Consider the following 21412-nt stretch of genomic DNA (forward strand, 5'->3'; position numbering starts at 1 on the left):
GTCAGACCGCGTGACACACCGCCGACCCCGACTCAGTACCGCGAATATCCCGCGGTATCGAGGTAGTTGTGCGCGACCGTAATCGAGTGGTCGGCGTGGAGAATCTCGGGGCCAAGGCGGACCCGCTCGTCGGCGGCGGCCGCCAGCAACTCGGCTTCCTCGTCGGTGAAGTCGTGGTGGTCAGAGAGGACGAAAAGCGGATTCTCTGGGGGTTCGACCTGAACCACGGGGTCACCGTCCTCGTGGAGTTCGACCACGGTCGCGTCGCGGGCAGCCTCCTCCAGCGTCGTCTCGAAGCCCATCCGGCGGATGGAGACTCCCGGCGACGACTCGGCCGGCATGTGGCCGATTGCCTCCTCGCGCTTCTCCAGCGCCTTGCGAATCAGGGCGGCGGTAGAGCGCTCGTCGGGGTTGAGTCGGCGGAGTTCCGACCCCTCGAAGCGGACGGTGTACTCGTCGCCGAGGACGAGGTGGACCCGAACGTCCTCGCGGATGTCGTGCGAGAGGAAGAACGCGGAGTTCACACAGCGACAGAGCACGTCGAGGCGGCCGGCCCCACCCGCGATGTCGTCGAGCGAGAAGTCGGGCGTCGTCGGCGCGTCGTGGCCGATGACGATGAATTGGCGCATGAATCCGACTCGGCGCGTCGGGGCCTTATTGCTGTTCACTCGCGCGGGCAAGCGGGCAGATTTGAGCGAAGCGGCGCACGCGGTGGACGGGAATCCCCCTGACCGCGCATGTCATATCCGCCGGACGCTTACCTCGGGTAAGTGAGCCTCAAAGCCGGGCGCGACCCGATGGTCCGCCTGTTCGCCGAATACGGTCGCGAGAACCTCGCGTGGTTCGTCGTCGGGCTACTGGCGAGCGTCCTCGGGCGGCTCGTCGCCATCGTGCCGGCGCTCGTCCTCGGGGTCGCCATCGACGCGGTGTTCTTCCGAAACACGGCGTACGCACTCCCGTTGGTCCCGTCGTCGTGGTTGCCGACGACCGTCTCCGGGCAGTTCTGGCTGAGCTTCTGGCTCGTCATCGGGGCGTTCGTCGGCGGCGTCGCGCTCTCGTGGGTGCAGGGTCTCGGCCTCGCCGTCTACTCGAATCGCGTCCAGCACGCCGTCCGCGTGGACACCTACGACGCGCTCCAGCGCCTCGACATGGCCTTCTTCGACGACAAACAGACCGGGCAGGTGCTGTCGATTCTCGACGGCGACGTGCGCAACCTCCGGACGTTCCTCGATAGCACGCTCTCGGGCGGCCTCCAGTTGGTCGTCGCCGTCGTCGGCATCGCCGGCGTGCTATTCTACCTGAATGCCCAACTCGCGGTCGTCACGCTTGTGGCCGTCCCGCTTCTCGCCGTCTTCACCGTCTGGTTCATGCGGACGATTCGGCCGCTGTACCGCGCGCTCCGTGAGAGCGTCGGCGCGCTCAACACCCGCATCGAGAACAACGTCTCGGGGATGGAGGTCATCAAGGCCTCCGCGACCGAGGACTACGAGACCGACCGCGTCGCCGACGCCTCCATGGACTACTACCGGCGCGCCCTCGCGGTCGTCAGACTCGACTACCTCTACCAGCCGTCGATGGAACTCCTCGCGGGCGTCGCGTTCGCCGCCACGTTCGCCATCGGCGGCGTCTGGCTCATCTTCGGCCCGCCCGCGCACTTCACGGGCGACCTGCTGGTTGGCGAGTTCGTCACGTTCCTGTTCATGACCCAGCGGTTCATCGACCCGCTGTCGGGTGCGGGGCGCATCGTCAACTCCTACGAGAACGCCCGCGCCTCGGGCGAGCGCATCTTCGGACTGGCCGACCGGGAAGCCGTCGTCCGCGACGCGCCCGACGCCGCAGCCCTTGACGCAGTCGCCGGCCGCGTGGAGTTCGACCGCGTGTCGTTCGCCTACGCGACCGGCCGCGAGGTGCTCCGCGACGTCTCGTTCACGGCCGAACCGGGAGAGACCGTCGCGCTCGTCGGCCCCACGGGCGCGGGGAAATCCACCGTCGCGAAGCTCCTCCTCAGGCTCTACGAACCCACGGACGGGGCGGTCCGCGTGGACAGCCACGACGTGCGCGACGTCGAAATCAGGAGTCTGCGCGAAGCAATCGGCTACGTGAGTCAGGACGTGTACCTCTTCGACGGGACGGTCAGGGAGAACCTCCTGTACGGGGCGTTCGATGCGAGCGAGCCGGAGATGGTCGCGGCCGCGAGCGCCGCCGAGGCCCACGAGTTCGTCTCGCGGCTCCCCGACGGCTACGACACCCGCATCGGCGAGCGCGGTGTGAAGCTCTCGGGCGGTCAACGCCAGCGGCTCTCCATCGCCCGCGCGATGCTCCAAAACCCGCGGATTCTCGTCCTCGACGAGGCGACGAGCGCCGTCGACACGGAGACGGAACTGCTCATCCAGCGCGCGCTCGACCGCCTCTCGGCGGGCCGGACGACGCTCGTCATCGCCCACCGGCTCTCGACAGTCCGCCGGGCCGACGCCATCGTCGTCCTCGACGAGGGGGAAGTCGTCGAGTCGGGAACCCACGACGAACTCGTCGAACTCGGCGGCCTCTACGCGACGCTCTGGGGCATTCAGGCCGGTGACGTATCGGGCGTCTCTGCGGATATCCTCGCGCGACTGGTCGAACGAAGCCGCGCGGCTGATGAGGCCGACGCGGACCGCATCGCCGACGGGGTCACCGCCGACGGGGGCAAAGACGCCTGAGGAAGTCGTCGACCGACGGGAGGCGAAGTACGACGAAAGAAACGAGTCGGGACAGCGAAGCCGGGAGTCCGGCTTCGGTCACGTGAGTGATGGCTGGGTGTCGGCGTCGGGCGACCGGCCGCCCGCGATGGCTGAGACAGGTGGACCGGTCGCGTCGATACGAGTCGATGCGGTTCGGTTACGCCTGAGTCGGGGCGGTCCCCTGTCCGGGTGCCGAGCCGGGCGCGCCGCCGGCTTCGGGCGTGGCCGGAGCGGGCGCACCGGCTTCCTTGTCGCCGGAGACGAGGAAGTCAGCGAGGTTGCCGACGAGCACCTCGTTGTCGGCCTCGTAGGCCGATTCGGGCGCGAGGAAGTCGGCGTCACCGATGGCGACAACCGTCTCGCTCTGGGCGGCGACCGTGTACGGACCGGTCTTGCGAATCGACTCGACGCGGGTCTCGCCGCCGGAGACGAGCGCCGGCGAGACGCTGTCGGCCGAGACCGAAAGCGGCGCGGCGTCGCGGAACACGACCTCGTCGACGCCCTCGGTCAGAGCGGTTTCGCCCTCGGGCGTGGCGTAGACGTTCTCGTAGTTGAGGTAGTAGTCGTGCATGTTGTACAGCGACGTGGAGCCGAACGAGACCCCGTAGTCGGAGGTCAGTCCGGCGTCGCCGCCGGTGGTCCCGGACGACACCGAGACGGTGATGAGACCGAGGATGCTCGTCGTGCCCGCGGACTGCGGGTCGCCGACGAGGGCGACGCGGCCGCCAGCGTCCTCGAACGAACGCAGGCCGGCGAGCTGGTCGCCGGTGTACGGCTGTTCGGGGTTGACGACGACGAAGGCGTCGGCTTTCCGGAGCGAGGCGTTGAAGTTCCGCTGGGCGTCCTCGCGGGTGAGGTACTTCACCTGATGGCCGTTGGCGACGAGCGCGTCGACGAGCGGCTGGATGTCGGACTCGCTCACGCTGTTCTCGTGGGCCACGTCGATGAGGACGGTCTTCGGCTCCGCGTTGGAGTCCATCGTCACGTCGCCCGATTCGGGGCCGGGCGTGGCGACGAGTTCGTCCGCGTCGAACGCCTGCTTCGCGGCGTTTTCCGTGTCTGCCGGGGCGCTACCGCCGAGTTGGAAGGCGTAGGGTGCCACCGCGGCTCCGACCAAGATGAGGCCGAGCGCGACCGCGAAGACGACCGTCCCGCCGAGTAAGTTACGCTGAGACATTACCGATCACCTCATCTTCGTACTGCACTTGCCCGTACACCATCAGGAACTGCGGCGCGCGAACGCCGTCGTAGCCGATGGGACTCTCTTCGATGACGACCGTCGAATTCCCGCTCTGCGAGCTGAGAAGGATGATTCCCGAACGAGTCGGGGGCTCCTTCTCGACGACCTCGTAGTCTTCGAGGCCGGCCTCGGAGGCGGCGCGCTCGATGGCCGTCTGGAGCGTACCGATGTCGTCGGCGTAGCCGTTCTGCGTGGCGCGAGCGCCGGTGTAGACCTTCGCGTAGGCGACCTCCTCGCGCGACAGCGAGAGTTCGTCGCCGCGGTGGTCCATGACGCTGCCGACGAAGGCGTGCTTCAGCGTCTCAATCTGCGCTTCGCGGTGGTCGAGGGTCATCGACGCCTTGTCGGGACCGGTGCGGATCTCGTTGGACGAGCCGCCGTAGGGTGCCGAACCGCGGACGCCGACGCTCCCGATGACCGACGAGGGCGTCACGTAGATGTTCTCCGAGGGAAGCATCGTGTAGTACGCGCCCGACGCGCCCGTTCCTTGGACGCTCGAAACGACGGGCATCTCTTGGGCGGTCCGGTTGACCGCCAAGTACATCCGCTCGGAGGCGGCGGCAGAGCCGCCGGGGCTGTCGACCTGCAGGACGACGGCCTTTATCGATTCGTTCTCTCGCGCTTCGTGGAGGTCCTCTTCCAGCTGGTCAGCTGTGTAGGAGGTGATGGTCCCGTCGACCGAGATAACCGCGACCCTGTCGGGGGTGGGCGCGGCCGCGTCGTAGACGACGGGGGCGAGGAATGCTCCAACCAGGACGGCCGCGACGAGGGCGAGGACCGAAACGGTCCGCGTCGACGCCGCGGAGGAGGGTTTTGATACCATACTGCGGACGTGACTTCTAGAGCGGTTGTGAAAATACTTGTCATCGTAAAAGACAGTTGTTCAGACAAGAACGCGAGGCAACGGGGAGAGATGAGCCGACTACGGCGGGTCGTCACCGGAGACGGTCGATGACGGTCGACCGGCCTTAGTCGGTCAGTCCGTAGCCTCGCCGGAAGAGAACGACGTTGAGACTGACGACGCCGAGCGTGAGCGCCGTCAGCACGCCGAGAGAGAGGTTCGGGTCCACCTCGGTGACGCCGAGGAAGCCGTAGCGGACGCCGTTGACCATGTATATCATCGGGTTGAGGAGCGACGCCTGCTGGAAGGTCGCCGGAATCTCGTTGAGCGAGTAGAAGACGCCGCCGAAGAACACCAGCGGGCGCAGGATGAACTGGTTCATCATCGTCAGGTCGTCGAAGTCGTCGGCCCAGAGGCCGCCGACCACGCCGAGGCCCGCGAACAACAGGGTGATGACGAGCACGAACGCGACGAGATAGAACGGTTGGGCGACGCCGACGGACGTGAAGAACGCGCCGATGAGGGCGACGAGCGCGCCGACGAGCACCCCGCGGGTCGCACTGGAGAGGACGTACGCGCCGACCATCGAGGTGTACGACAGCGGCGAGGTCAGCGCCTCCTCGATGTAGCGGTTCCAGCGGCCGTGGAAGATAGAGAAGGACGCGTTCTCGAAGGCGTTCGAGACGGCCCCGAGGACGATGAGGCCGGGGAGGATAAACAGGATGTACGGGACGCCCGCGATTTCGTTGATGCGCTCGCCGAGGATGACGCCGAACACGGAGAAGTACAGCACGTTCGTGATAAACGGCGGGACGAACGTGTTGCGCGGGCGGCGAACGAATCGGAGGACTTCGCGACGGAGCAGGGCGTAAAAGCCGGTCACGTCGAGGCTCGTGAGGCTCATTGCTCGACCTCCGCGGTGGCGCGGCCCTCGCCCTGTCTCGTCATCTCGACGAACACCTCTTCGAGCGACGTGCGGGAGATTTCGAGGTCGACGATTTCGTGGCCCTGCCGGTCGAGCGCCTGCACCACGTCGGGGGCGACGAGACCGCCCTGCTGTGCCGTCACGACGAGGCGGGTGCCGTCCAGTTCGACGGCCTCGACGCGGTCGTCGTCGGCCGCGAAGTCGGGCACCGCAGTCGGCGGGTCGCGGAGTTGGACGACGATGTCGTCGGTGCCGCGGTCCATCAGTTCCTCGGGGCTGGCGACCTCGATGACGGACCCGGAGTCGAGGATGGCGACCTCGTCGCAGAGGCGTTCGGCCTCTTCGATGTAGTGGGTCGTGAGCAGGATGGTCGTCCCGCTGTCGTTGAGGTCGACGATGGTCTCCCAGAGTTCGTGGCGCAGTTGCACGTCGACCCCGGCGGTCGGCTCGTCGAGGATGAGCAGGTCGGGGTCGGTGATGAGCGCCCGCGCGAGCATGAACCGTCGTTTCATCCCGCCGGAGAGCCAGTCGAAGCGGGTGTCGCGCTTGTCGTAGATGCCGACGCGCTTGAGCACGTCGTCGGCGCGCTCGCGGGCCTCGTCGTGCGGAATCCCGTGGTAGCCCGCCTTGTGTTCGAGCACTTCCCGAATGGGGAAGAATCGGTCCACGTTAAACTCCTGGGGCGCGAGGCCGATGCGGTCGCGGGCCTCGCGGTAGTCGTCTTCCACGTCGTAGCCGAAGACGCTCGCCTCGCCGCCGGTCTTGCGGACGAGGCCGACAAGGATGTTGATGAACGTCGTCTTCCCCGCCCCGTTCGGCCCCAACAGCCCGAAGAACGACCCCTCGGGAACGTCGAGGTCGACGCCGTCGAGGGCGCGGACGTCGCCGTAGGACTTCGTCAGGTCGCGTATCTCAATCGCGGATGCCATTCGTTGGTGCGTCGTCGGGCGTGGACGCGATTAAGCGTAGTGTCCGCGGAACGCCCCGTCACGGCGTGACACGGCCGGTCGCCGACTGGACCCGATAACGCTCTGACCCTGCGCGACGGGGCAGGTGTGTTACCATGTGTCAAATTAGGGCCTAATATCCGTTCGTACAGAACTAAGTCATTAACTAATATTATCATTATCAATCATTAACTATTAGTACTACTCTGCAGTCGAACCGGGTGAGGAGACATCCGATGGTAGTATCCGCAGCACACCACGCATCCGACCGCTCGACGACCATGACTCGAACCGACCGCTACCGACCGCCGACCCCACCGACGTAACCGATGACAAACCGCGACAACACGACCCGAACCGACACGACGACCCGCACACCGACCACCACTCGCTCGACGACGACTCGTCCACCTGCCGCGCGGCGCTACCCCAACAACGAGGAGAACATGGACGCGCCGCTCGTCCCCTTCATCCAACAGCCGGGTGGGGACGACGAGATGACGACGATTCGGCGCGAACTCGCCGCGCTCCGCGCCCAACTGAACCGTATCGAGCGAACGATGCAGCCCACCGACACCCAATGAACCCGACCGAACTCGACAGCGACGTCTTCGCACAGGATGTTGACAACCAGAAGGCCCGCGAACTGCGGGAGATGCTGAACACGCAGGACTTCGTGTTCGCCCCCGGCATGTACCACGCGCTGGACGCCCGCCTCGCCGAGATGACGGGCCACGACGCCGCCTACATGTCCGGCTACTCGACGGTCCTCGGGCAGTTCGGCTTCCCCGACTTGGAGATGGTCACGATGACCGAGATGGTCGAGAACGCAAAGCGCATGGTCGAGGCGACGAATCTGCCGGTCATCGCCGACTGCGACACGGGCTACGGCGGCATCCACAACGTCCGCCGCGCCGTCCGCGAGTACGAGAAGGCCGGCGTCGCCGCCGTCCACATCGAGGACCAGACGACGCCCAAGCGCTGCGGCCACATCGCGGGCAAGCAAATCGTCTCCCGCGAGAAGGCCAAGGCTCGCTTCGAGGCCGCCGTCGACGCCAAGCAGTCGGAGGACACGGTCGTCATCGCCCGTACCGACGCCTACGGCTCCTCGAACGGTGACTGGGACGAACACGTCGAACGCGGCCGTATCTACGCCGACGCCGGCGTCGACATCGTCTGGCCCGAGATGCCGAACCCCTCGCGCGAGGACGCCGTCGCCTACGCGGAGGAGATTCACGAGACCCACCCGGACCTGAAGCTCGCGTTCAACTACTCGTCGTCGTTCGCGTGGTCCGAAGAGGAGGACCCGCTGACGTTCCAGGAGCTGGGCGACCTCGGCTACAAGTACATCTTCATCACGCTGTTCGGCCTCCACTCGGGCGCGCACGCCGTCTACGAGGACTTCAAGAAGCTCGCCGAACAGGACGAAGAAGGGCAGTTCGACCTCGAACAGCGCTACCTTGGCCACCCGACCGAGAGCCACCACGAGCTGTCGTTCGTCTCGCGGTATCAGGACATCGAGACGCAGTTCGACCCCGAGGCGCGCCGCCGCATCGAGGAGTCGGAAGGGTTCAGCGAGGAGCAGGCCGACCCCATCACGAGCAACGACGATGACTGAGCGCAGACACGACCGACAGTTCGTGCGGACGTTCTTCACCTCGCCGACGGCCGTCGAGGGCGAAGCCGACTCCGCGAAAATGCTCCGACGGGCGGCCGGCCTCCGCGGGATGCAGGCCCCCGACGTGTGGGTCCCCGACAACGAGGACGCCACCGCGCCGTCGATGCGCGACGAGGGAGCCGAGAACATCATCGAAGTCATCTCCGAACACGGCTCGGAGTTCCCCGGCGAGATCCACCCCCGGATGGTCTGGCACCGCGACAGCCCCGAAACCCGGTATCAGGGCTTCCAGCACATGCTCGAAATCACCGACCCGGAAAACGGCGCGGTCGAACACATCGACGGCTTCGTCATCCCCGAGGTCGGCGGCATCGACGACTGGAAGAAGGCCGACGAGTGGTTCACCATCGTCGAGAACGAGCACGGACTCGACGAGGGGAGCCTCGCCATGTCGGTCATCATCGAGAGCGGTGAAGCCGAACTCGCCATGGGCGACCTCCGTGACGAGATGGGCAAGCCGACGAACAACCTCGAACGGCTGTTCCTCCTCGTCGACGGCGAGGTCGACTACACGAAGGACATGCGGGCCATGACGCCCACCGGCGAACTCCCGGCGTGGCCGGAGCTTCGACACAACACCTCCCGCGGGGCCAGCGCCGCCGGCTGTATCGCCGTCGACGGCCCCTACGACGACATCCGCGACGTCGAAGGCTACCGCGAGCGCATGACCGAGAATCAGGCGAAGGGGATGCTCGGCATCTGGTCGCTCACCCCCGGACAGGTCGTCGAGGCAAACACCTCGCCGCTCCCGCCGAAGACCGGCAGTTGGCTCCTCGACGCGGGCGGCGAGGAGGTCGAACTCGCGTCCGAAGACGGCGTCGAGGTGTACGACGGCGACCGCCTCTCGCTCGAAGCCACCGACGGCGGCTACGAACTCCGGGTCGGCGGCGACGCGCGGGAACTCACCGCGGACGAACTCCGCGAGGAACTGCTCGGTCTGACCTCGTACGTCCCGAGCATGGACGATATCGTCGACTCCATGGAGGAGTTCGAGGCGGCCAAGGAGGCCGGCCGCGGCGCGATCGCCATGACCCAGTCGGCGACGCTCCGCATCGGCGGTACCGAAATCGACATCGCCAAGGACCGCATGTGGGACGAGGCGACGTACCAGGCCGCGATGACGCCCATCAGCCTGTTCCAAGACGTGTACGAACACCGTCCGGACCAACACGAGGAGTTGGAAGAGCGCTACGGCGCGGGCGTCGTCGAGCGCGCGATTGAGGTGGGGCTCTAAGCTCGGCCATCGACTCCAACTCAGGGAGTCCGCCGTCGGCTCCCGGTTCCGGCATGGTCACACGACGGCGTCCGGCTTCGTAGCTCTGAGACGCGCCCGCCCGAACCGTGGGGGCGGCGCGTCGCGTTCTTTTTTCCACTCGACGCTATCCTCAAGTTCCGCCCGCGCGACTCGACGCGTGTGAACGACTCCTCCACACCGACGACGCCCGCGGCGGCGAGCGGCGGTGACGGCGACGGCGACGAACCGCTTGAACCCGACGCAGTCGTCGATTTCGAGTCGGCGGGCCTCGCGGACGAGGAGACCCTCGCTCGGCTCCGCGCGGTGAGCTTCTACCTCGACGAGGCGTTCGAGGTGCCGGGGACGAACTACCGCGTCGGTCTCGACCCGATACTGGGACTCGTCCCGGGCATCGGCGACGCGACGGCCTCGGCGCTCTCGGCGTACATCCTCGTCGAGGCCGCGATGCTCGGCGTGCCGCGGGCGACGCTCGCGCGGATGCTCGGCAACGTCGTCCTCGACGCGACCGTCGGGTCGCTCCCGCTCGTCGGCGACGTGTTCGACGCGGCGTGGAAGGCCAACGCCCGGAACGTCCGCCTGTTGGAGGCTCGGTACGACGACGCCTCCCCCGCTGGCGCGGCGGCCGACCGGCGCTTCCTCTTGGCCGCGGTGGCCGCCGTCACTCTCCTGCTCGTCGCGCTCGGCGCGGCCACGGCGCTCGTCGCCCTGTGGGCGCTCGGACAGGTTGGCTTATTGTAAATACCTGATAGACAAAATTGGAAAACCGGGTGTGGGAGTAGTTATCTACCCCCAAACTGTAAACTACAAGACATATATACGAGCTTGTAAATCACCGTGTATGGAACGACGCACCTTCCTGAAGAGCGCCGCCGCGACAGGAGCCCTCCTCACCACCGCCGGTTGTATGGGCGGTGACTCCGGGTCGCAGCCGACCGCGGGCAACGAGACGGGCAACGGCACGACGGGCGAGACGACGGCCGACGTCGAACCGGCCGAGGTTCCGTCCCCCGAACTCGCCTTCCGCACGAACGGCGGCGTCCTCCGCGTCGTCCACATGGGCGGCGAGAAGATCACCGACGAGGCGACGAGCGAGGTCTACGTCACCGTCGACGACGAGCGCACCACCACGTGGGTCGCCGACGGCGAGAAGGGTCAGGAGTACCCCGTCTCGGTCGGTAACTTCCTCGAGATCGAGTCTGCCGAGAGCGACTCGACGGTCGAGGTCGTCTGGGTCGGTCGCGCGGGTGCCGAGGAGGTCCTCGCGACTCACGAGGCCGCCGAGGAGACCACGACCACCACCACGGCCACCAACGAGACGACGACCACGAACGCGACCGCGACGAACGAGACGGTCACCGAGACGACAACCGCCAACGAGACGGTCACGACGACGAACGAGACGACCACGTCGTCGGACAACGAGACCAGCAACTGAGGACGACGACCGAGGCCGGCGCGGACGCCGGCGTCGGACGTGACGAGCTTTTTTCTACTCGGAGGCGGTTCGAGGTTCGTGCCGTGACGCCGGACGCGACAAGTCTGCGAGAGTTCCGCGACAGCCTTGTGAGAGTAGCCCTGCAGCGTCGGCGACGGGACGCCGCTCAGTCGTCGGCCGGGTGGACGTCCGGGTCGGCCGCGGGTTCGGGCGCGACGAGGCCGACGCGGACGCCGAGACGGCGACCCAGCGGGCCGAGCGCGTCGCGCTTCATGAACGCGAATCCGAGGAGGATGAGCGCGAAGCCGGAGACGGTGGCGGGGCCGATGCGCTCGCCGAGGAACGCCCAGCCGGTGACGGCGGCGACGACCGGCGTGACGTAGTTGACGAGGCTGATTTCGACCGCGCCGATGCGGTCCAGCAGGACGAAGTAGGCGATGAAGCCGACGGCGCTGCACAGCACGGCCAAGAACAGCAGCGCGGCGACGACGACCGGCGACCACGCCACGCTCGCGAGGCCGGGCTCGCCGAGGACGGGGCTCGTGACGTGGAGCATGCCCGCGCCGAGGAGCATCATCCACGCTTGCATCGGGACGACGGGCGGGTTGCCGGGGAGCCGCTTGACGAGCACCGAGCCGAACGCCCACGCCGCGGCGGCGAGAAGCAGCAGGGCCACGCCGAGCAGTTGGCCGCCGACCGACCCGGACGCGAGGGCGATGACCACCGTCCCGGCCAACCCGAGGAAGACGCCGAAGAACCCGAACGCGTCGAGGCGCTCCTCGGGGAGCATCGGCCACGCGAAAAACGGCGTGAGGACGGGCGCGAGGCTGATGACGATGGCCGAGACGCCGCTCGTCACGTACCGCTGGCCGGAGAACAGGAGCGAGAAGTGCGCGCCGATGAGCAGCGTGCCGCCGACGAGGACGACGAGCCACTCGTCGCGGCCGCGGGGTCGCCAGTCCTCCGCCGCGAGCAGGCCGTAGACGAACAGTACGACGCCGGCCACGTCGTACCGGAGGGCGGCGAACAGCACGGGCGGGAGGACGTCGAGGCCCACCTCGATGGCCATGAAGGAGGTTCCCCAGAGGACCGCGATGGTCGCGAACAGTGCGAGCGTCCGATTCGTTTGCGTATTGATAGACACGAGATATCGACCGTAGACCCAGGTGTTGAAGCGGCTACCACGCCGCCGTACATCAAATTTCTCGGAGCCGAGATAGCACTCCACTCGGGTCGTGTTGACAAACGTCTCAGCTCTGGGGTATGTCGACGTGCCGTGCCGTGGGCGGCCCGCCGAACAAAGTAAGCTAGTTACGCGCGCCCCGATAGAGACCGAACATGAGCATCCTTGAGGACGCGCGAGCGCTCGCCGAGAGCGGGCCGGTCTGCGACGCCTGTCTGGGCCGGGCCTTCGCCGAGCGCAGTTTCGGGCTGACGAACGCCGAGCGGGGCAAGTCGCTCCGGGTCGCCGCCGCCCTCGACGACGACGAGCCCTACGAGGCCGTCGAGACCGAGGACTGCTGGGTCTGCGAGGGGGCCTGCGCCGAGTTCGACGAGTGGGCCGAGCGCTGCGCCGAGGCCATCGAGGACGTGGAAGTCGAGACGTACCAAGTCGGCACCCGTGCGCCGCCGCTCGTCGAGGAAAACGAGCTACTGCTCCGCGAGGGCGCGGGGCTCCCCGAGGACGCCGGCGAACTGTTCAAGTCCGAGTTCAACCGCGAGGTCGGAAAGCGCGTGGGGCGACTCACCGGCACCGAGGTGGACTTCACCCGCCCGGACGTGCAGTTCCTCCTCGACATCGAGGCCGACACCGTCGAGGCGCAGCTCAACTCCGCGTTCGTCTACGGGCGCTACCGGAAACTCGCGCGCGACATCCCGCAGACCGAGTGGCCCTGCCGCGAGTGCGACGGGTCGGGCTACAAGGGCAAGGAGCCCTGCGACTACTGCGGCGGGTCGGGCTACCTCTACGAGGACAGCGTCGAGGGCTTCGTCGCTCCCGTCGTGACCGACGTGATGGACGGCGTCGACGCGAAGTTTCACGGCGCGGGCCGCGAGGACGTGGACGCCCTCATGCTCGGGACGGGTCGACCGTTCGTGGTCGAAATCATGGAGCCGCGTCGCCGCACCATCGACGTCGAACAGCTCGAAGGTGACATCAACGCGATGGCCGAGGGCGAAATCGAGGTCGAGGGGCTCCGGCTCGCCACCTACGACATGGTCGAGCGCGTGAAGAAACTCGACGCGAGCAAGGAGTACCGCGCCGCCGTCGAGTTCGACGACGACGTGACCGACGAGGAACTGGGGGCCGCGCTGGACGAACTCACCGGCGCGACCATCGAACAGTACACCCCCCACCGCGTCGACCACCGCCGCGCGAGCATCACCCGCACCCGCCACGTCTACGACGCCACCGGCGACCTCGAAGACGCGCGCCACGCGACCGTCGAAATCCACGGCGAGGGCGGTCTCTACATCAAGGAACTCATCTCGGGCGACGAGGGCCGAACGAACCCGAGCCTCGCCGGCATCCTCGACACGGGCGCGGTCGTCACCGCGCTCGACGTCATCGCGGTCGAAGGCGAGGACGAGCCGTTCGAGGACGACGAGTTCTTCAAGGACTGAACGGAGCCCCGGGGGACCTCCGCGAGCGTCGTCGCGGACCGCAATCTCTAATTCTCGCCCGCGACACCCGACGAGGTATGCACATCGGCGTCGACGAAGCCGGAAAGGGGCCCGTGTTGGGTCCGATGGTCGCCGCGGCGGTCCGAGGAGACCCCGACGCCCTCCCGGACGGAATCGCCGACTCGAAGCGACTGACTCCCGAGCGGCGCGAGGAACTCGCCGCGAAACTCCGCGACCGAGACGACGTGGAAGTCGGTGTCGCGTTCGTCGAACCCGAGACAATCGACGACCCCGAGACGGACATGAACCTGCTGACCGTCCGGGCGCAGGTCGAGGCGGCCGCCGACGTCGCCGCCGACGCCGACGAACTCGTCTGCGACGCGGGCGACGTGAACGAGGCCAGATTCGGCCGCCGCGTCCGCGAGGGGCTGGCCGAGGCGGGCGTCTCGGTCGAGGTCCGCGCCCAGCACCGCGCGGACGACGAACACGCCATCGTCGGCGCGGCGAGCATCGTGGCGAAGGTCGAACGCGACCGCCGGGTCGAGGCCATCGCTGACGAGTACGGCGAGGTGGGGAGCGGCTATCCGAGCGACGGGACGACCCGCGAGTTCCTTCGGGAGTACGTCCGCGAACACGGCATTCTGCCGGACTGTGCGCGGAAGTCGTGGTCGACGTGTGCCGACCTCATGGCCGCGCACGAACAGTCGTCGCTAGGGGATTTCTGAGGCGTCGCGAGACCGACGTTCGAAAAAGTGGAGGGTCGGGTGGTTCGAGGACGAGTCGCGGCGACGGGCTACCGCATCTCGGCGAGCGAGACGTACCCGCCTTCCTGCGCGGAGAGCCACGTCGTCAGCAACTCGTCTTCGGAGAGTCCTGCGGGGAAGATGGTGCACTCGTCTGGTGCGTCCTCGTACGGGGCGACGATGGCGACGAACTCCTCGTCGTCCGCGGAGGCGGAGCGTCGCGGAGCGTCCGGCCGGGTCGTCGTCGCGTCCGTGTCGTCGCGTCGAAGTGGCGTGTCTTCCATGAGTGGAGTGCGTGCACCGTGAGTACCGACGGGCGGCGGTTGGTCGGTTGCCGGTTCGGTCAGTATTTTATAGACAGTCTATATCATTCTGTCGGCAAGTACATCTCGATGGGGACGACCGAAACCGTCGCAGTCACCCGATTCTGACGTGGAGAACGGACGAGCGGTCGGAGCGGTATCAGCTGCGAGAATCGCGACGGTGGCCTGCGGGCGGAGTCGTCGGCTCGCGGCGCTGGACGCGTGACGAACGAGTGAAAGAACGCGTCGGTCGAAAGCGGGTCGACCTCAGCGGTCCTCGGTCAGGAGGAGTCGGAGGATGTCACCGTACGCCGGGCGGGTGACGAGGACGCCGACGATGACGCCGAGGATGGTGAAGATGGCGAAGCCCTGTAGGTCGCCGAGCGAGAGCACGGCGAGCGGGCTCATGGCGATGATGGTCGTCGCGGCGGCCGCGCCGATGACCCAGAAGGCCCGGCGGAACCGCGACTGGAAGACTTTCCGCGACTTCACGGTGCCCTCAGCCATCACCTCGTCGGCGATGATGATGAGGTCGTCCACGCCCGTCCCGATGACGGCGATGAAGCCGGCGATGACCGAGAGGTCGAGCGGGTAGCCGATGGCCGCGGCGAATCCGAGGAGGACGTACACCTCGGAGAGGCCGGTGACGATCATCGGCAGGGCGACCTGCGGTTTGCCGTAGCGGACGAAGACGACGCCGGCGACCGCGAGGACCGCGATGATACCCGTGATGAGCGAGTCGAACTTGAAGCTCTCACCCTGGCTCGGGGAGATGTACGACGAGGTGCCGCTGTCCTCGCCCGAGAGGTCGAGCTTGGCCGGGAGCGCACCGGCGCGGAGGTTGATGGCGATTTCCTGCGCCTCGGACGTGTTGCGGGTCTGGAGCTGGAAGCTCGGCGCGCCGGCCCACTCGCCGGACCGCATGGTGTCGGCGAGCCCGCCGCTCATCCCGAAGGCGTTGACGACCTCTCCGTTGACGACGAGGAGGAGACAGCCTTCGGTCGTGTTCTTGCCACCGTCCGCCATGTAGGTACACCGCGTCCCGCCGGGTTGGGCGAGACCGGTATCCTGAACCGCCGTCTGGAACTCCTGTGCGGGGTCGTCGCGGACGGAGACGGGGACGAACGCCCCGCTCCCGGTCTGGGACTCCTGTGCGGTCCCGATGGAGGTGAAGTCGGCCTGCGTCAGGACGGCCTCGCGCGTCTCGTACACGCGGGTGCCGTTCTGCGAGGTCGGGTAGTAGATGTCGATTTGGACCGTCCCGCGCTCGCCGACGAGGTCGACGACGTCAGACTGGTCGCGGTTGGGGACCTCGACGAGGATGAAGTGTTCGCCCGTCGCCGTGGTCACCTGTTGGACCGTCCCGCCGGAGAGACCAGCCTCGTTGATCTTCGACTGGAGGACGCGGACCGTCTCGGCGCGTGTCGTCTCGGTCACGCCGTCTCTGACTTCGCCGTGGGCGTAGCCCGCGGCGTCGAGCGCGGCGCTCAGGTCGTCGGCCGTGACGTTCTCCAGGGTCGCTTCGACCGTGCTTGACTCAGCGCCCGTTCGGGCGATGATGTCTGCGGCGTCAGCCCCCGCCAACTGGGCGGCGACCTGCCGTTCGACGACGCGCTCGGAATCGCCTTCGAACTCGACGTCCTCGGCCGTGACGCCGACGAGCGGCGCGCGGATGCGCGTCCCGCCGTCGAGTTGGAGGCCGAACTTGAGGTTCGTCGCGCTGTTGTCCTCACCGATTGGGGACTGGCCCCCGATGGTCGGCGAGAAGAGGGCGAACGTCGAAAGCAGGATGGCGACGACGAGGAAGATGACCCGCCAGTTGTCGCGGAGCGCGCTCATCGGGCCACCCCCTCGAACTTGTACCAGCGGAGGAGGGTCACGTTCAGCATGTAGGTGTTCATCAGGTCTGCGGTGAGGCCGAACACGAGGACCGTACCGATGGCGGCGAGCAGTTGAATCCCGAACAGCGTCGCCGTGATGGTCATGACGATCATCGCCGCGATGGATGTGAGCGTCATGGTCACACCGGTGCGCATGGCGCGCGCGGTGGACTCGTAGAAGTCACCGGACCGTCGGAGGACGTGGTTGTTCAGGAGGATGTCCGAGTCCACCGAGTACCCGATGAGCATCAGGAGGGCGGCGACAGTCCCCAGCGATAGCTCGATGCCGAGGAGGTTCATCAGCGCCACCGGGATGACGATGTCGGAGAACGCCGAGACGACGACCGCGATGGAGGGAACGAACGAGCGGAACATGGCGAACACGAGGATACTCATGCCCGCGAAGGCGACCGCGAGGCCACCGAGGGCGAGCAGTTGCGTCTCGGAGCCGAAGTTAGCGGACACCGCGTCGATAGACCGGACTTCGAAGCCGGCGTCTTCGGCTTGTGTCTGGAGTTCACTCGACGTCGCGCTCCCGGACTGGAAGGTCACGACGTACGTTCCGTCGGCCGCGACGGAACGAATCGATTCGGGCTGACTGTCGAAGGCCGCGGCGACCTCGCTTTGCGGGGCATCCGTTGCGATACGGAGTTCGGTCCCGCCGGTGAAATCGACGCCCGGGTTCACCGGCGCGCCAGTCGCGACGTACCACCCTCCGATGACCAAGAGGGCCACCGCGAGGACCGCGAGGGGGACGGCCACGAGTTGGCGATTCGTGTACCGGGTGTAGTCTACCTCCGGTACCGTAAACTCAACCATGGGTTGCGGTCCTGAGCGGTGCCGAATAAGGTTTCTTATCCGCGGACGGTCTCGGCTGTGAAACGGTCTGACGGGCGCGCGGCGAACCCGCGACAGGCCCATAATCGTTGGCCGACAATCGTGAGGTATGGCGACCGACCAGACGGCGACCCGCGTGGTCGTCTCCTTCCCCGACGAACTCAGCGCGTGGGGCCGCGACCAGCTGACCACTTCGTGACCTACCTGCAGCGGGTCCACGAGGACGCCGCGCCGGGCGACGAGTGGGAGGAGTTCCTCGACGTGGGCTGTTGCGGCGACGCGTTGACGCTGACGCTCCGCGTGGAAGGGCTCGACCCCGCGGACGCGACCGGAATCGGCGAGGAGACGACCGTCGAGTTCGTCGAGCGCGAGGGAAGCGTCCACGGCGGGTGGTGCGTCCAGAGCGCGGACGGTCCCGTCTCCTCGACCGGAACACAGCGGTAGCAAAAGGGGAAGCGGGAGCGCGAGAAGACGAGCGACCGGAGAGCAGAAAAGACCCGACTCAGGGCATGTAGCGGACCGCGACGACGCCCGGCTGCGAGCGGATTTCGACGCGATTCACGTCGAGTCTGGCGGCCCGCGAGAGCAGCCCCTCGCGGTCCGAGAGGATGTCGTCGACGGCCTGTTCGGTCATGTCGTCAGGGACCGACAGGACGTGAATCTCGCCGGTTCCGGCGCGTTCCTCCCGGACGAGTTCGCCGTCGGGGTTGTCCGCGGCGATGTCGCGGGAGTTCGTCGTCGGCGACTCGGTGGAGCGCTCGACGGAGACGGTCCAGCGCGAGTCGACCTCCACGAGCTGCCACGAGACGTTCATCGGCGGGTCGGGCGCGACGGTCCCGCGGACGGCTTCGTCCTCGGAGACGCCGGGGTTCGACGAGAGCGCGTGAACCTGCCCGGAGTGAACGTCCTTCAGGACGGCCGACTCCTCGTCGGCGGCGGTGACGAGAAACGTTCCCGTTCGCTCGGACTCGGATTCGGTCTCGGACTCGGTCTCGGTCATCACCCGGTGTAAGCCGCCGGGCCTTTTCCCCGTTTCGGGCGCTTTCGACCGCGTGTGCCACCTGTACCCACGGCGACGGTGGGCTTTTCTCGCGGCGCTTCGACGCGACTGACGATGCCCGCGCTCTGGCGGTTGACCCGGACCGAAACGGCCCGCCGCGTCTACGACGCGCTCAAGGCCCGCGGACTCACGGCGACGCAGATGGACGAGTACGTCGCGGACGCTGAGGCGGCGGACGCCGACCGCGACCCTCCGGCGGGAGTCGAGATTCGTGCGCTCGACCCCGCGGAGGCGACGCAGTTCGAAACCCGCTACGACGCGTTTTCCGAACTCAGAGACGACGAGACGGCGGTGTGCGCGTTCGACGCCGGGAGAGCCGAGAGAGACGGCGAGGGCGGTGAGAACGGTGAAGTCGCGGACACCGACCCCGTCGGCTATCTCTTCCTCGGCGACCCCGGCCTGACGTATCACGTTCACCCGCTGGAGGCCGACGTAACCTTCCCCGGCGGCTATGTCCGCCGGGTATTCGTCGCACCCGAGGCGCGGAACCGCGGTATCGCCACCGCGCTCGTCTCGCGGGCCGTCGCCGTCGCCGGCGAGCGCGGGGCCGAAACGGTGCACGCGCTCGTCGCCCGCGACAACCGACCCTCGCAGTGGACCTTCGAGAGCGTCGGCTTCCGAGTCGCCCGGGTCCGGGCGTACTACCGGGCCGGGCCGTGGCGTCGCCGGCGCGTCAAATCCCGTTCATAGCGGTACAGAGCGCTCAGTTCCGTCCCGAGCGCTCCGTTCGGGAACGTTAGTATATAGATATTTGATTTATATATACTATAGCGGTTAAATTTATACTCAATCGGCCGAGTGTGTCGGACAGACAGGCATGACGGACGAACTCAGGTCAGCACTTCGCGGGAGGCTGGACGCGGTCGACGCGCGGGCGAGCGAGGTCGTGCGCTCATCGACGGGGGAGAACATGATTTCGCGGCTCGGGACCGCGGACTGGTTGAGTCTGGGCGCGCTCTTCTGGGCGTGGGTCGGCGCGATACTGTTCGTGTCGGGCGAGCCGAACTGGGCCATCGTGGCCGTTCTCGCCGGCTTCGCCTTCGACAAAGCCGACGGCTACTACGCCCGCAAGACCGGGACCGCCTCGGCGTTCGGCCGACAGATAGACTCCTTCATCGACATCTTCGCGTACCTCGTGTCGGCGGCGCTCCTGTACCACGTCGCGCTCGCGCCCAATCCGGTCGTGAGCGCCGTCGTCGGCTTCGTCGTCCTCACCTTCGGCGGCCTGCGACTCATCCGCCACAACAGCGAGGGCTTCGGCGACGAGGGCGGCACCTCGTACTACCACGGGACGACGGTCGTCCACACGCACCTCGTCGTGCTGGCGAACTACTTCCTCCTCCAGTTCGTCCCGCTGTGGAACGGCTGGGTCGCGGGCGCGACCATCGTGGCGGTCTGTCCGCTCATGACCTCCGACTACAAGGCGTACAAGACCGACGCGGGCCACGTCCTCGTCGGCGTCGCCGGCGTCCTGACGGTCGCCGGCTGTCTCGCGCTCGAATTCGGCGTGATATGAGCGGTCCGGCGCAGGGCTCGCGGGGACCGCGGACGCTCGCGGTGGACCTCCACGTCCACACCGACGCCTCCTACGACTGCGAGATGTCGGTCGAAGCGGTGCTGGCCCGCGCGGCGGCGGTCGGCCTCGACGCGGTCGCCATCACCGACCACGACTCGGTCGGATCGCTCCCGCGGGCGTTCGACATCGCCCACGAGTACGGCGTCCGGGTCGTCCCCGGCGTCGAGGTCTCGACGGCCGACGGCCACCTCCTCGCGCTCGGCGTCGACGATCCGCCGGCGACGGGGCGGCCGCTCTCCGAGACGGCGCGGGCGGTTCGCGAGTCGGGTGGGATCGCAGTCGTCCCGCACCCGTTTCAGACGTTTCGACACGGCGCGTCCCGCCGGGCGATTCGGGACGTTGACGCCGTCGAGGTGTACAACGCGCACACGCTCACCGGATTCAGAAACGGGCAGGCGCGGCGCTACGCCCGCCGGCACGGACTCCCGGGAACGGGCGGGAGCGACGCGCACCGGCCCGCGCTGGTCGGACAGGCGTACACGGCCGTCTCGGTCGAGGCGGGCGGCGGCGTCACGACCGACGCCATCTTGGACGGAGTCCGCGCCGGGCGAACCGTCGCGCGTGGGACGCGAACGACCGCCCGCCAGTACCTGCGAAAGTACGCGCTGAACGCCCGGCTCAAGACCGCTTCGTTCCTGTGACCGGTCGCCTGTTCGACTCGTCTGCGGCGCGGAATGCGGCGCTCGTCAGAGTCGGGGCCATTGCGGTCGCCTTCGCGGCCGTCGCGGTCGGCGTCGCCGTGTTCGCCCCGCGCCTCGCAGACCCGGCATGGGTCCGCTCGGCCGTCGAATCGACCGGGCCGTTCGCTCCGTTGGTGTTCGTCGGTATCCAGACCCTGCAGGTGATTCTCGCGCCGATTCCCGGGCAGGCCCTCGCCGCCGTCGGCGGCTACCTGTTCGGAACGGCCGCCGGGACGGCCTACAGCATGGTCGGCGTGGTCGCCGGAAGCGCCGTCGTCTTCCTGCTCGCCCGGCGTTTCGGCCGGCCCGCGGTCGAGCGCCTCGTCGCCGACGACGCACTCGCCCGGTTCGACGGCTTCGCCGACCGCCGGGGCGTCACCGGCCTGTTCGTCCTGTTTCTCCTGCCGGCGTTTCCGGACGACGCGCTCTGTGCGCTCGCCGGGGTCTCGCCGCTGCGGCTCCGAACGCTCGTCGTCCTCGTCGCCGTCGGTCGCCTACCGACGTTCGCCCTCGCGGCGGCTGCCGGACAGAACGCGGGTGCGGCGAACTACGAGGCGGTAGCGCTCCTCGTCGGCGTCGGCGTCGTCACTTCAGCGGTCGTCTACCGCTACCGCGACGAGTTAGCGGCGCGAGTCGGATGAGGCTGCGTCGGAGAACACGAGTCCACGGCA

General features: G+C 67.6%; 22 protein-coding genes and 1 pseudogene. 13 read left to right on the forward strand and 10 right to left on the reverse strand.

Annotated features, from left to right (window positions below):
• Positions 1-32 precede the first annotated feature (32 nt).
• Positions 33-629, reverse strand: a complete 597-nt coding sequence (gene trmY, locus AM590_RS01105) for a tRNA (pseudouridine(54)-N(1))-methyltransferase TrmY (RefSeq protein ID WP_007276073.1) — start codon at positions 627-629, stop codon at positions 33-35.
• A gap of 168 nt (positions 630-797) precedes the next feature.
• Here trmY and AM590_RS01110 point away from each other — a divergent pair, with 168 nt between their 5' ends.
• Positions 798-2699, forward strand: coding sequence for an ABC transporter ATP-binding protein (locus tag AM590_RS01110; RefSeq protein ID WP_058826015.1), 1902 nt, complete (start codon positions 798-800; stop codon positions 2697-2699).
• A 178-nt stretch (positions 2700-2877) separates the two neighbouring features.
• Here AM590_RS01110 and AM590_RS01115 read toward each other — a convergent pair whose 3' ends face one another.
• From AM590_RS01115 to AM590_RS01130, 4 genes are all read right to left on the reverse strand, one after another.
• On the reverse strand, positions 2878-3897 hold the full coding sequence (locus AM590_RS01115; RefSeq protein ID WP_058825832.1) for a DUF4350 domain-containing protein: 1020 nt from the start codon (positions 3895-3897) through the stop codon (positions 2878-2880).
• On the reverse strand, positions 3884-4783 hold the full coding sequence (locus tag AM590_RS01120; RefSeq protein WP_058825833.1) for a S49 family peptidase: 900 nt from the start codon (positions 4781-4783) through the stop codon (positions 3884-3886). The genes AM590_RS01115 and AM590_RS01120 overlap by 14 nt, the downstream gene beginning before the upstream one ends.
• 145 nt (positions 4784-4928) lie before the next feature.
• On the reverse strand, positions 4929-5705 hold the full coding sequence (locus tag AM590_RS01125; protein WP_058825834.1) for an ABC transporter permease: 777 nt from the start codon (positions 5703-5705) through the stop codon (positions 4929-4931).
• Positions 5702-6655, reverse strand: coding sequence for an ABC transporter ATP-binding protein (locus tag AM590_RS01130; RefSeq protein WP_058825835.1), 954 nt, complete (start codon positions 6653-6655; stop codon positions 5702-5704). Before AM590_RS01130 ends, AM590_RS01125 begins: the two co-directional genes overlap by 4 nt.
• Positions 6656-7002: 347 nt before the next feature.
• Here AM590_RS01130 and AM590_RS01135 point away from each other — a divergent pair, with 347 nt between their 5' ends.
• The 5 genes from AM590_RS01135 to AM590_RS01155 all read left to right on the forward strand — a co-directional run bounded on the left by AM590_RS01135 (position 7003) and on the right by AM590_RS01155 (position 11041).
• The gene (locus AM590_RS01135; protein WP_058825836.1) at positions 7003-7257 is read left to right on the forward strand and encodes a hypothetical protein; all 255 of its coding nucleotides are present in this window, start codon (positions 7003-7005) and stop codon (positions 7255-7257) included.
• Entirely contained in the window at positions 7254-8291 is a 1038-nt protein-coding gene (gene aceA, locus AM590_RS01140) for an isocitrate lyase (RefSeq protein WP_004062919.1), read from the forward strand. Before AM590_RS01135 ends, aceA begins: the two co-directional genes overlap by 4 nt.
• Entirely contained in the window at positions 8284-9585 is a 1302-nt protein-coding gene (aceB, locus tag AM590_RS01145) for a malate synthase AceB (RefSeq protein WP_058825837.1), read from the forward strand. Before aceA ends, aceB begins: the two co-directional genes overlap by 8 nt.
• A gap of 180 nt (positions 9586-9765) precedes the next feature.
• A complete protein-coding gene (locus AM590_RS01150) occupies positions 9766-10344 on the forward strand; it encodes a DUF4112 domain-containing protein (protein ID WP_058825838.1) in 579 nt (192 codons plus the stop codon).
• 100 nt (positions 10345-10444) lie between these two features.
• Positions 10445-11041, forward strand: a complete 597-nt coding sequence (locus AM590_RS01155) for a twin-arginine translocation signal domain-containing protein (protein ID WP_058825839.1) — start codon at positions 10445-10447, stop codon at positions 11039-11041.
• A 166-nt stretch (positions 11042-11207) separates the two neighbouring features.
• Here the strand turns inward: AM590_RS01155 and AM590_RS01160 are convergent, their stop codons facing one another.
• Positions 11208-12185 carry a DMT family transporter gene (locus AM590_RS01160; protein WP_058825840.1) on the reverse strand — a complete coding sequence of 326 codons (978 nt, stop codon included), beginning with the start codon at positions 12183-12185 and terminating at the stop codon, positions 11208-11210.
• A gap of 194 nt (positions 12186-12379) precedes the next feature.
• Between AM590_RS01160 and AM590_RS01165 the strand changes: the two genes are divergently transcribed.
• Positions 12380-13663 carry a tRNA pseudouridine(54/55) synthase Pus10 gene (locus AM590_RS01165; RefSeq protein WP_058825841.1) on the forward strand — a complete coding sequence of 428 codons (1284 nt, stop codon included), beginning with the start codon at positions 12380-12382 and terminating at the stop codon, positions 13661-13663.
• A gap of 77 nt (positions 13664-13740) precedes the next feature.
• A complete protein-coding gene (rnhB, locus tag AM590_RS01170) occupies positions 13741-14388 on the forward strand; it encodes a ribonuclease HII (protein WP_058825842.1) in 648 nt (215 codons plus the stop codon).
• A gap of 68 nt (positions 14389-14456) precedes the next feature.
• Here the strand turns inward: rnhB and AM590_RS01175 are convergent, their stop codons facing one another.
• From AM590_RS01175 to secF, 3 genes are all read right to left on the reverse strand, one after another.
• Positions 14457-14690, reverse strand: coding sequence for a hypothetical protein (locus tag AM590_RS01175; RefSeq protein WP_058825843.1), 234 nt, complete (start codon positions 14688-14690; stop codon positions 14457-14459).
• A gap of 285 nt (positions 14691-14975) precedes the next feature.
• A complete protein-coding gene (gene secD / locus AM590_RS01180; RefSeq protein WP_058825844.1) occupies positions 14976-16547 on the reverse strand; it encodes a preprotein translocase subunit SecD in 1572 nt (523 codons plus the stop codon).
• Complete coding sequence (secF, locus tag AM590_RS01185) at positions 16544-17407, reverse strand: protein translocase subunit SecF (protein WP_042663512.1); 864 nt, start codon at positions 17405-17407, stop codon at positions 16544-16546. Before secF ends, secD begins: the two co-directional genes overlap by 4 nt.
• 127 nt (positions 17408-17534) lie before the next feature.
• Between secF and AM590_RS01190 the strand changes: the two are divergent.
• Positions 17535-17869, forward strand: a pseudogene (locus tag AM590_RS01190) (hypothetical protein).
• A 58-nt stretch (positions 17870-17927) separates the two neighbouring features.
• Here AM590_RS01190 and AM590_RS01195 read toward each other — a convergent pair.
• Positions 17928-18425, reverse strand: coding sequence for a DUF5812 family protein (locus AM590_RS01195; RefSeq protein WP_058825845.1), 498 nt, complete (start codon positions 18423-18425; stop codon positions 17928-17930).
• 114 nt (positions 18426-18539) lie between these two features.
• On the opposite strand from AM590_RS01195, the gene AM590_RS01200 reads away from it, so the two are divergent.
• The 4 genes from AM590_RS01200 to AM590_RS01215 all read left to right on the forward strand — a co-directional run bounded on the left by AM590_RS01200 (position 18540) and on the right by AM590_RS01215 (position 21382).
• Entirely contained in the window at positions 18540-19175 is a 636-nt protein-coding gene (locus tag AM590_RS01200; RefSeq protein ID WP_058825846.1) for a GNAT family N-acetyltransferase, read from the forward strand.
• A gap of 127 nt (positions 19176-19302) precedes the next feature.
• Entirely contained in the window at positions 19303-20001 is a 699-nt protein-coding gene (locus AM590_RS01205) for a CDP-alcohol phosphatidyltransferase family protein (RefSeq protein ID WP_058825847.1), read from the forward strand.
• Positions 19998-20702 (forward strand): PHP domain-containing protein, encoded by a 705-nt coding sequence (locus tag AM590_RS01210; RefSeq protein WP_058825848.1) that lies wholly within the window; start codon positions 19998-20000, stop codon positions 20700-20702. Before AM590_RS01205 ends, AM590_RS01210 begins: the two co-directional genes overlap by 4 nt.
• A complete protein-coding gene (locus tag AM590_RS01215; protein ID WP_058825849.1) occupies positions 20699-21382 on the forward strand; it encodes a TVP38/TMEM64 family protein in 684 nt (227 codons plus the stop codon). Before AM590_RS01210 ends, AM590_RS01215 begins: the two co-directional genes overlap by 4 nt.
• Positions 21383-21412 lie beyond the last annotated feature (30 nt).

This window comes from Haloferax sp. Q22, from assembly GCF_001482285.1.
Classification (GTDB): Archaea; Halobacteriota; Halobacteria; order Halobacteriales; family Haloferacaceae; genus Haloferax.

Coding starts and splice junctions, on each gene's coding strand:
- trmY (WP_007276073.1), bottom strand. CDS start 629: ATGCGCCAATTCATCGTCATCGGCCACGACGCGCCGACGACGCCCGAC.
- AM590_RS01155 (WP_058825839.1), top strand. CDS start 10,445: ATGGAACGACGCACCTTCCTGAAGAGCGCCGCCGCGACAGGAGCCCTC.
- secF (WP_042663512.1), bottom strand. CDS start 17,407: ATGGTTGAGTTTACGGTACCGGAGGTAGACTACACCCGGTACACGAAT.
- AM590_RS01135 (WP_058825836.1), top strand. CDS start 7,003: ATGACAAACCGCGACAACACGACCCGAACCGACACGACGACCCGCACA.
- aceB (WP_058825837.1), top strand. CDS start 8,284: ATGACTGAGCGCAGACACGACCGACAGTTCGTGCGGACGTTCTTCACC.
- AM590_RS01130 (WP_058825835.1), bottom strand. CDS start 6,655: ATGGCATCCGCGATTGAGATACGCGACCTGACGAAGTCCTACGGCGAC.
- AM590_RS01200 (WP_058825846.1), top strand. CDS start 18,540: ATGCCCGCGCTCTGGCGGTTGACCCGGACCGAAACGGCCCGCCGCGTC.
- AM590_RS01110 (WP_058826015.1), top strand. CDS start 798: ATGGTCCGCCTGTTCGCCGAATACGGTCGCGAGAACCTCGCGTGGTTC.
- AM590_RS01165 (WP_058825841.1), top strand. CDS start 12,380: ATGAGCATCCTTGAGGACGCGCGAGCGCTCGCCGAGAGCGGGCCGGTC.
- rnhB (WP_058825842.1), top strand. CDS start 13,741: ATGCACATCGGCGTCGACGAAGCCGGAAAGGGGCCCGTGTTGGGTCCG.
- secD (WP_058825844.1), bottom strand. CDS start 16,547: ATGAGCGCGCTCCGCGACAACTGGCGGGTCATCTTCCTCGTCGTCGCC.
- AM590_RS01115 (WP_058825832.1), bottom strand. CDS start 3,897: ATGTCTCAGCGTAACTTACTCGGCGGGACGGTCGTCTTCGCGGTCGCG.
- AM590_RS01195 (WP_058825845.1), bottom strand. CDS start 18,425: ATGACCGAGACCGAGTCCGAGACCGAATCCGAGTCCGAGCGAACGGGA.
- aceA (WP_004062919.1), top strand. CDS start 7,254: ATGAACCCGACCGAACTCGACAGCGACGTCTTCGCACAGGATGTTGAC.
- AM590_RS01120 (WP_058825833.1), bottom strand. CDS start 4,783: ATGGTATCAAAACCCTCCTCCGCGGCGTCGACGCGGACCGTTTCGGTC.
- AM590_RS01175 (WP_058825843.1), bottom strand. CDS start 14,690: ATGGAAGACACGCCACTTCGACGCGACGACACGGACGCGACGACGACC.
- AM590_RS01210 (WP_058825848.1), top strand. CDS start 19,998: ATGAGCGGTCCGGCGCAGGGCTCGCGGGGACCGCGGACGCTCGCGGTG.
- AM590_RS01125 (WP_058825834.1), bottom strand. CDS start 5,705: ATGAGCCTCACGAGCCTCGACGTGACCGGCTTTTACGCCCTGCTCCGT.
- AM590_RS01205 (WP_058825847.1), top strand. CDS start 19,303: ATGACGGACGAACTCAGGTCAGCACTTCGCGGGAGGCTGGACGCGGTC.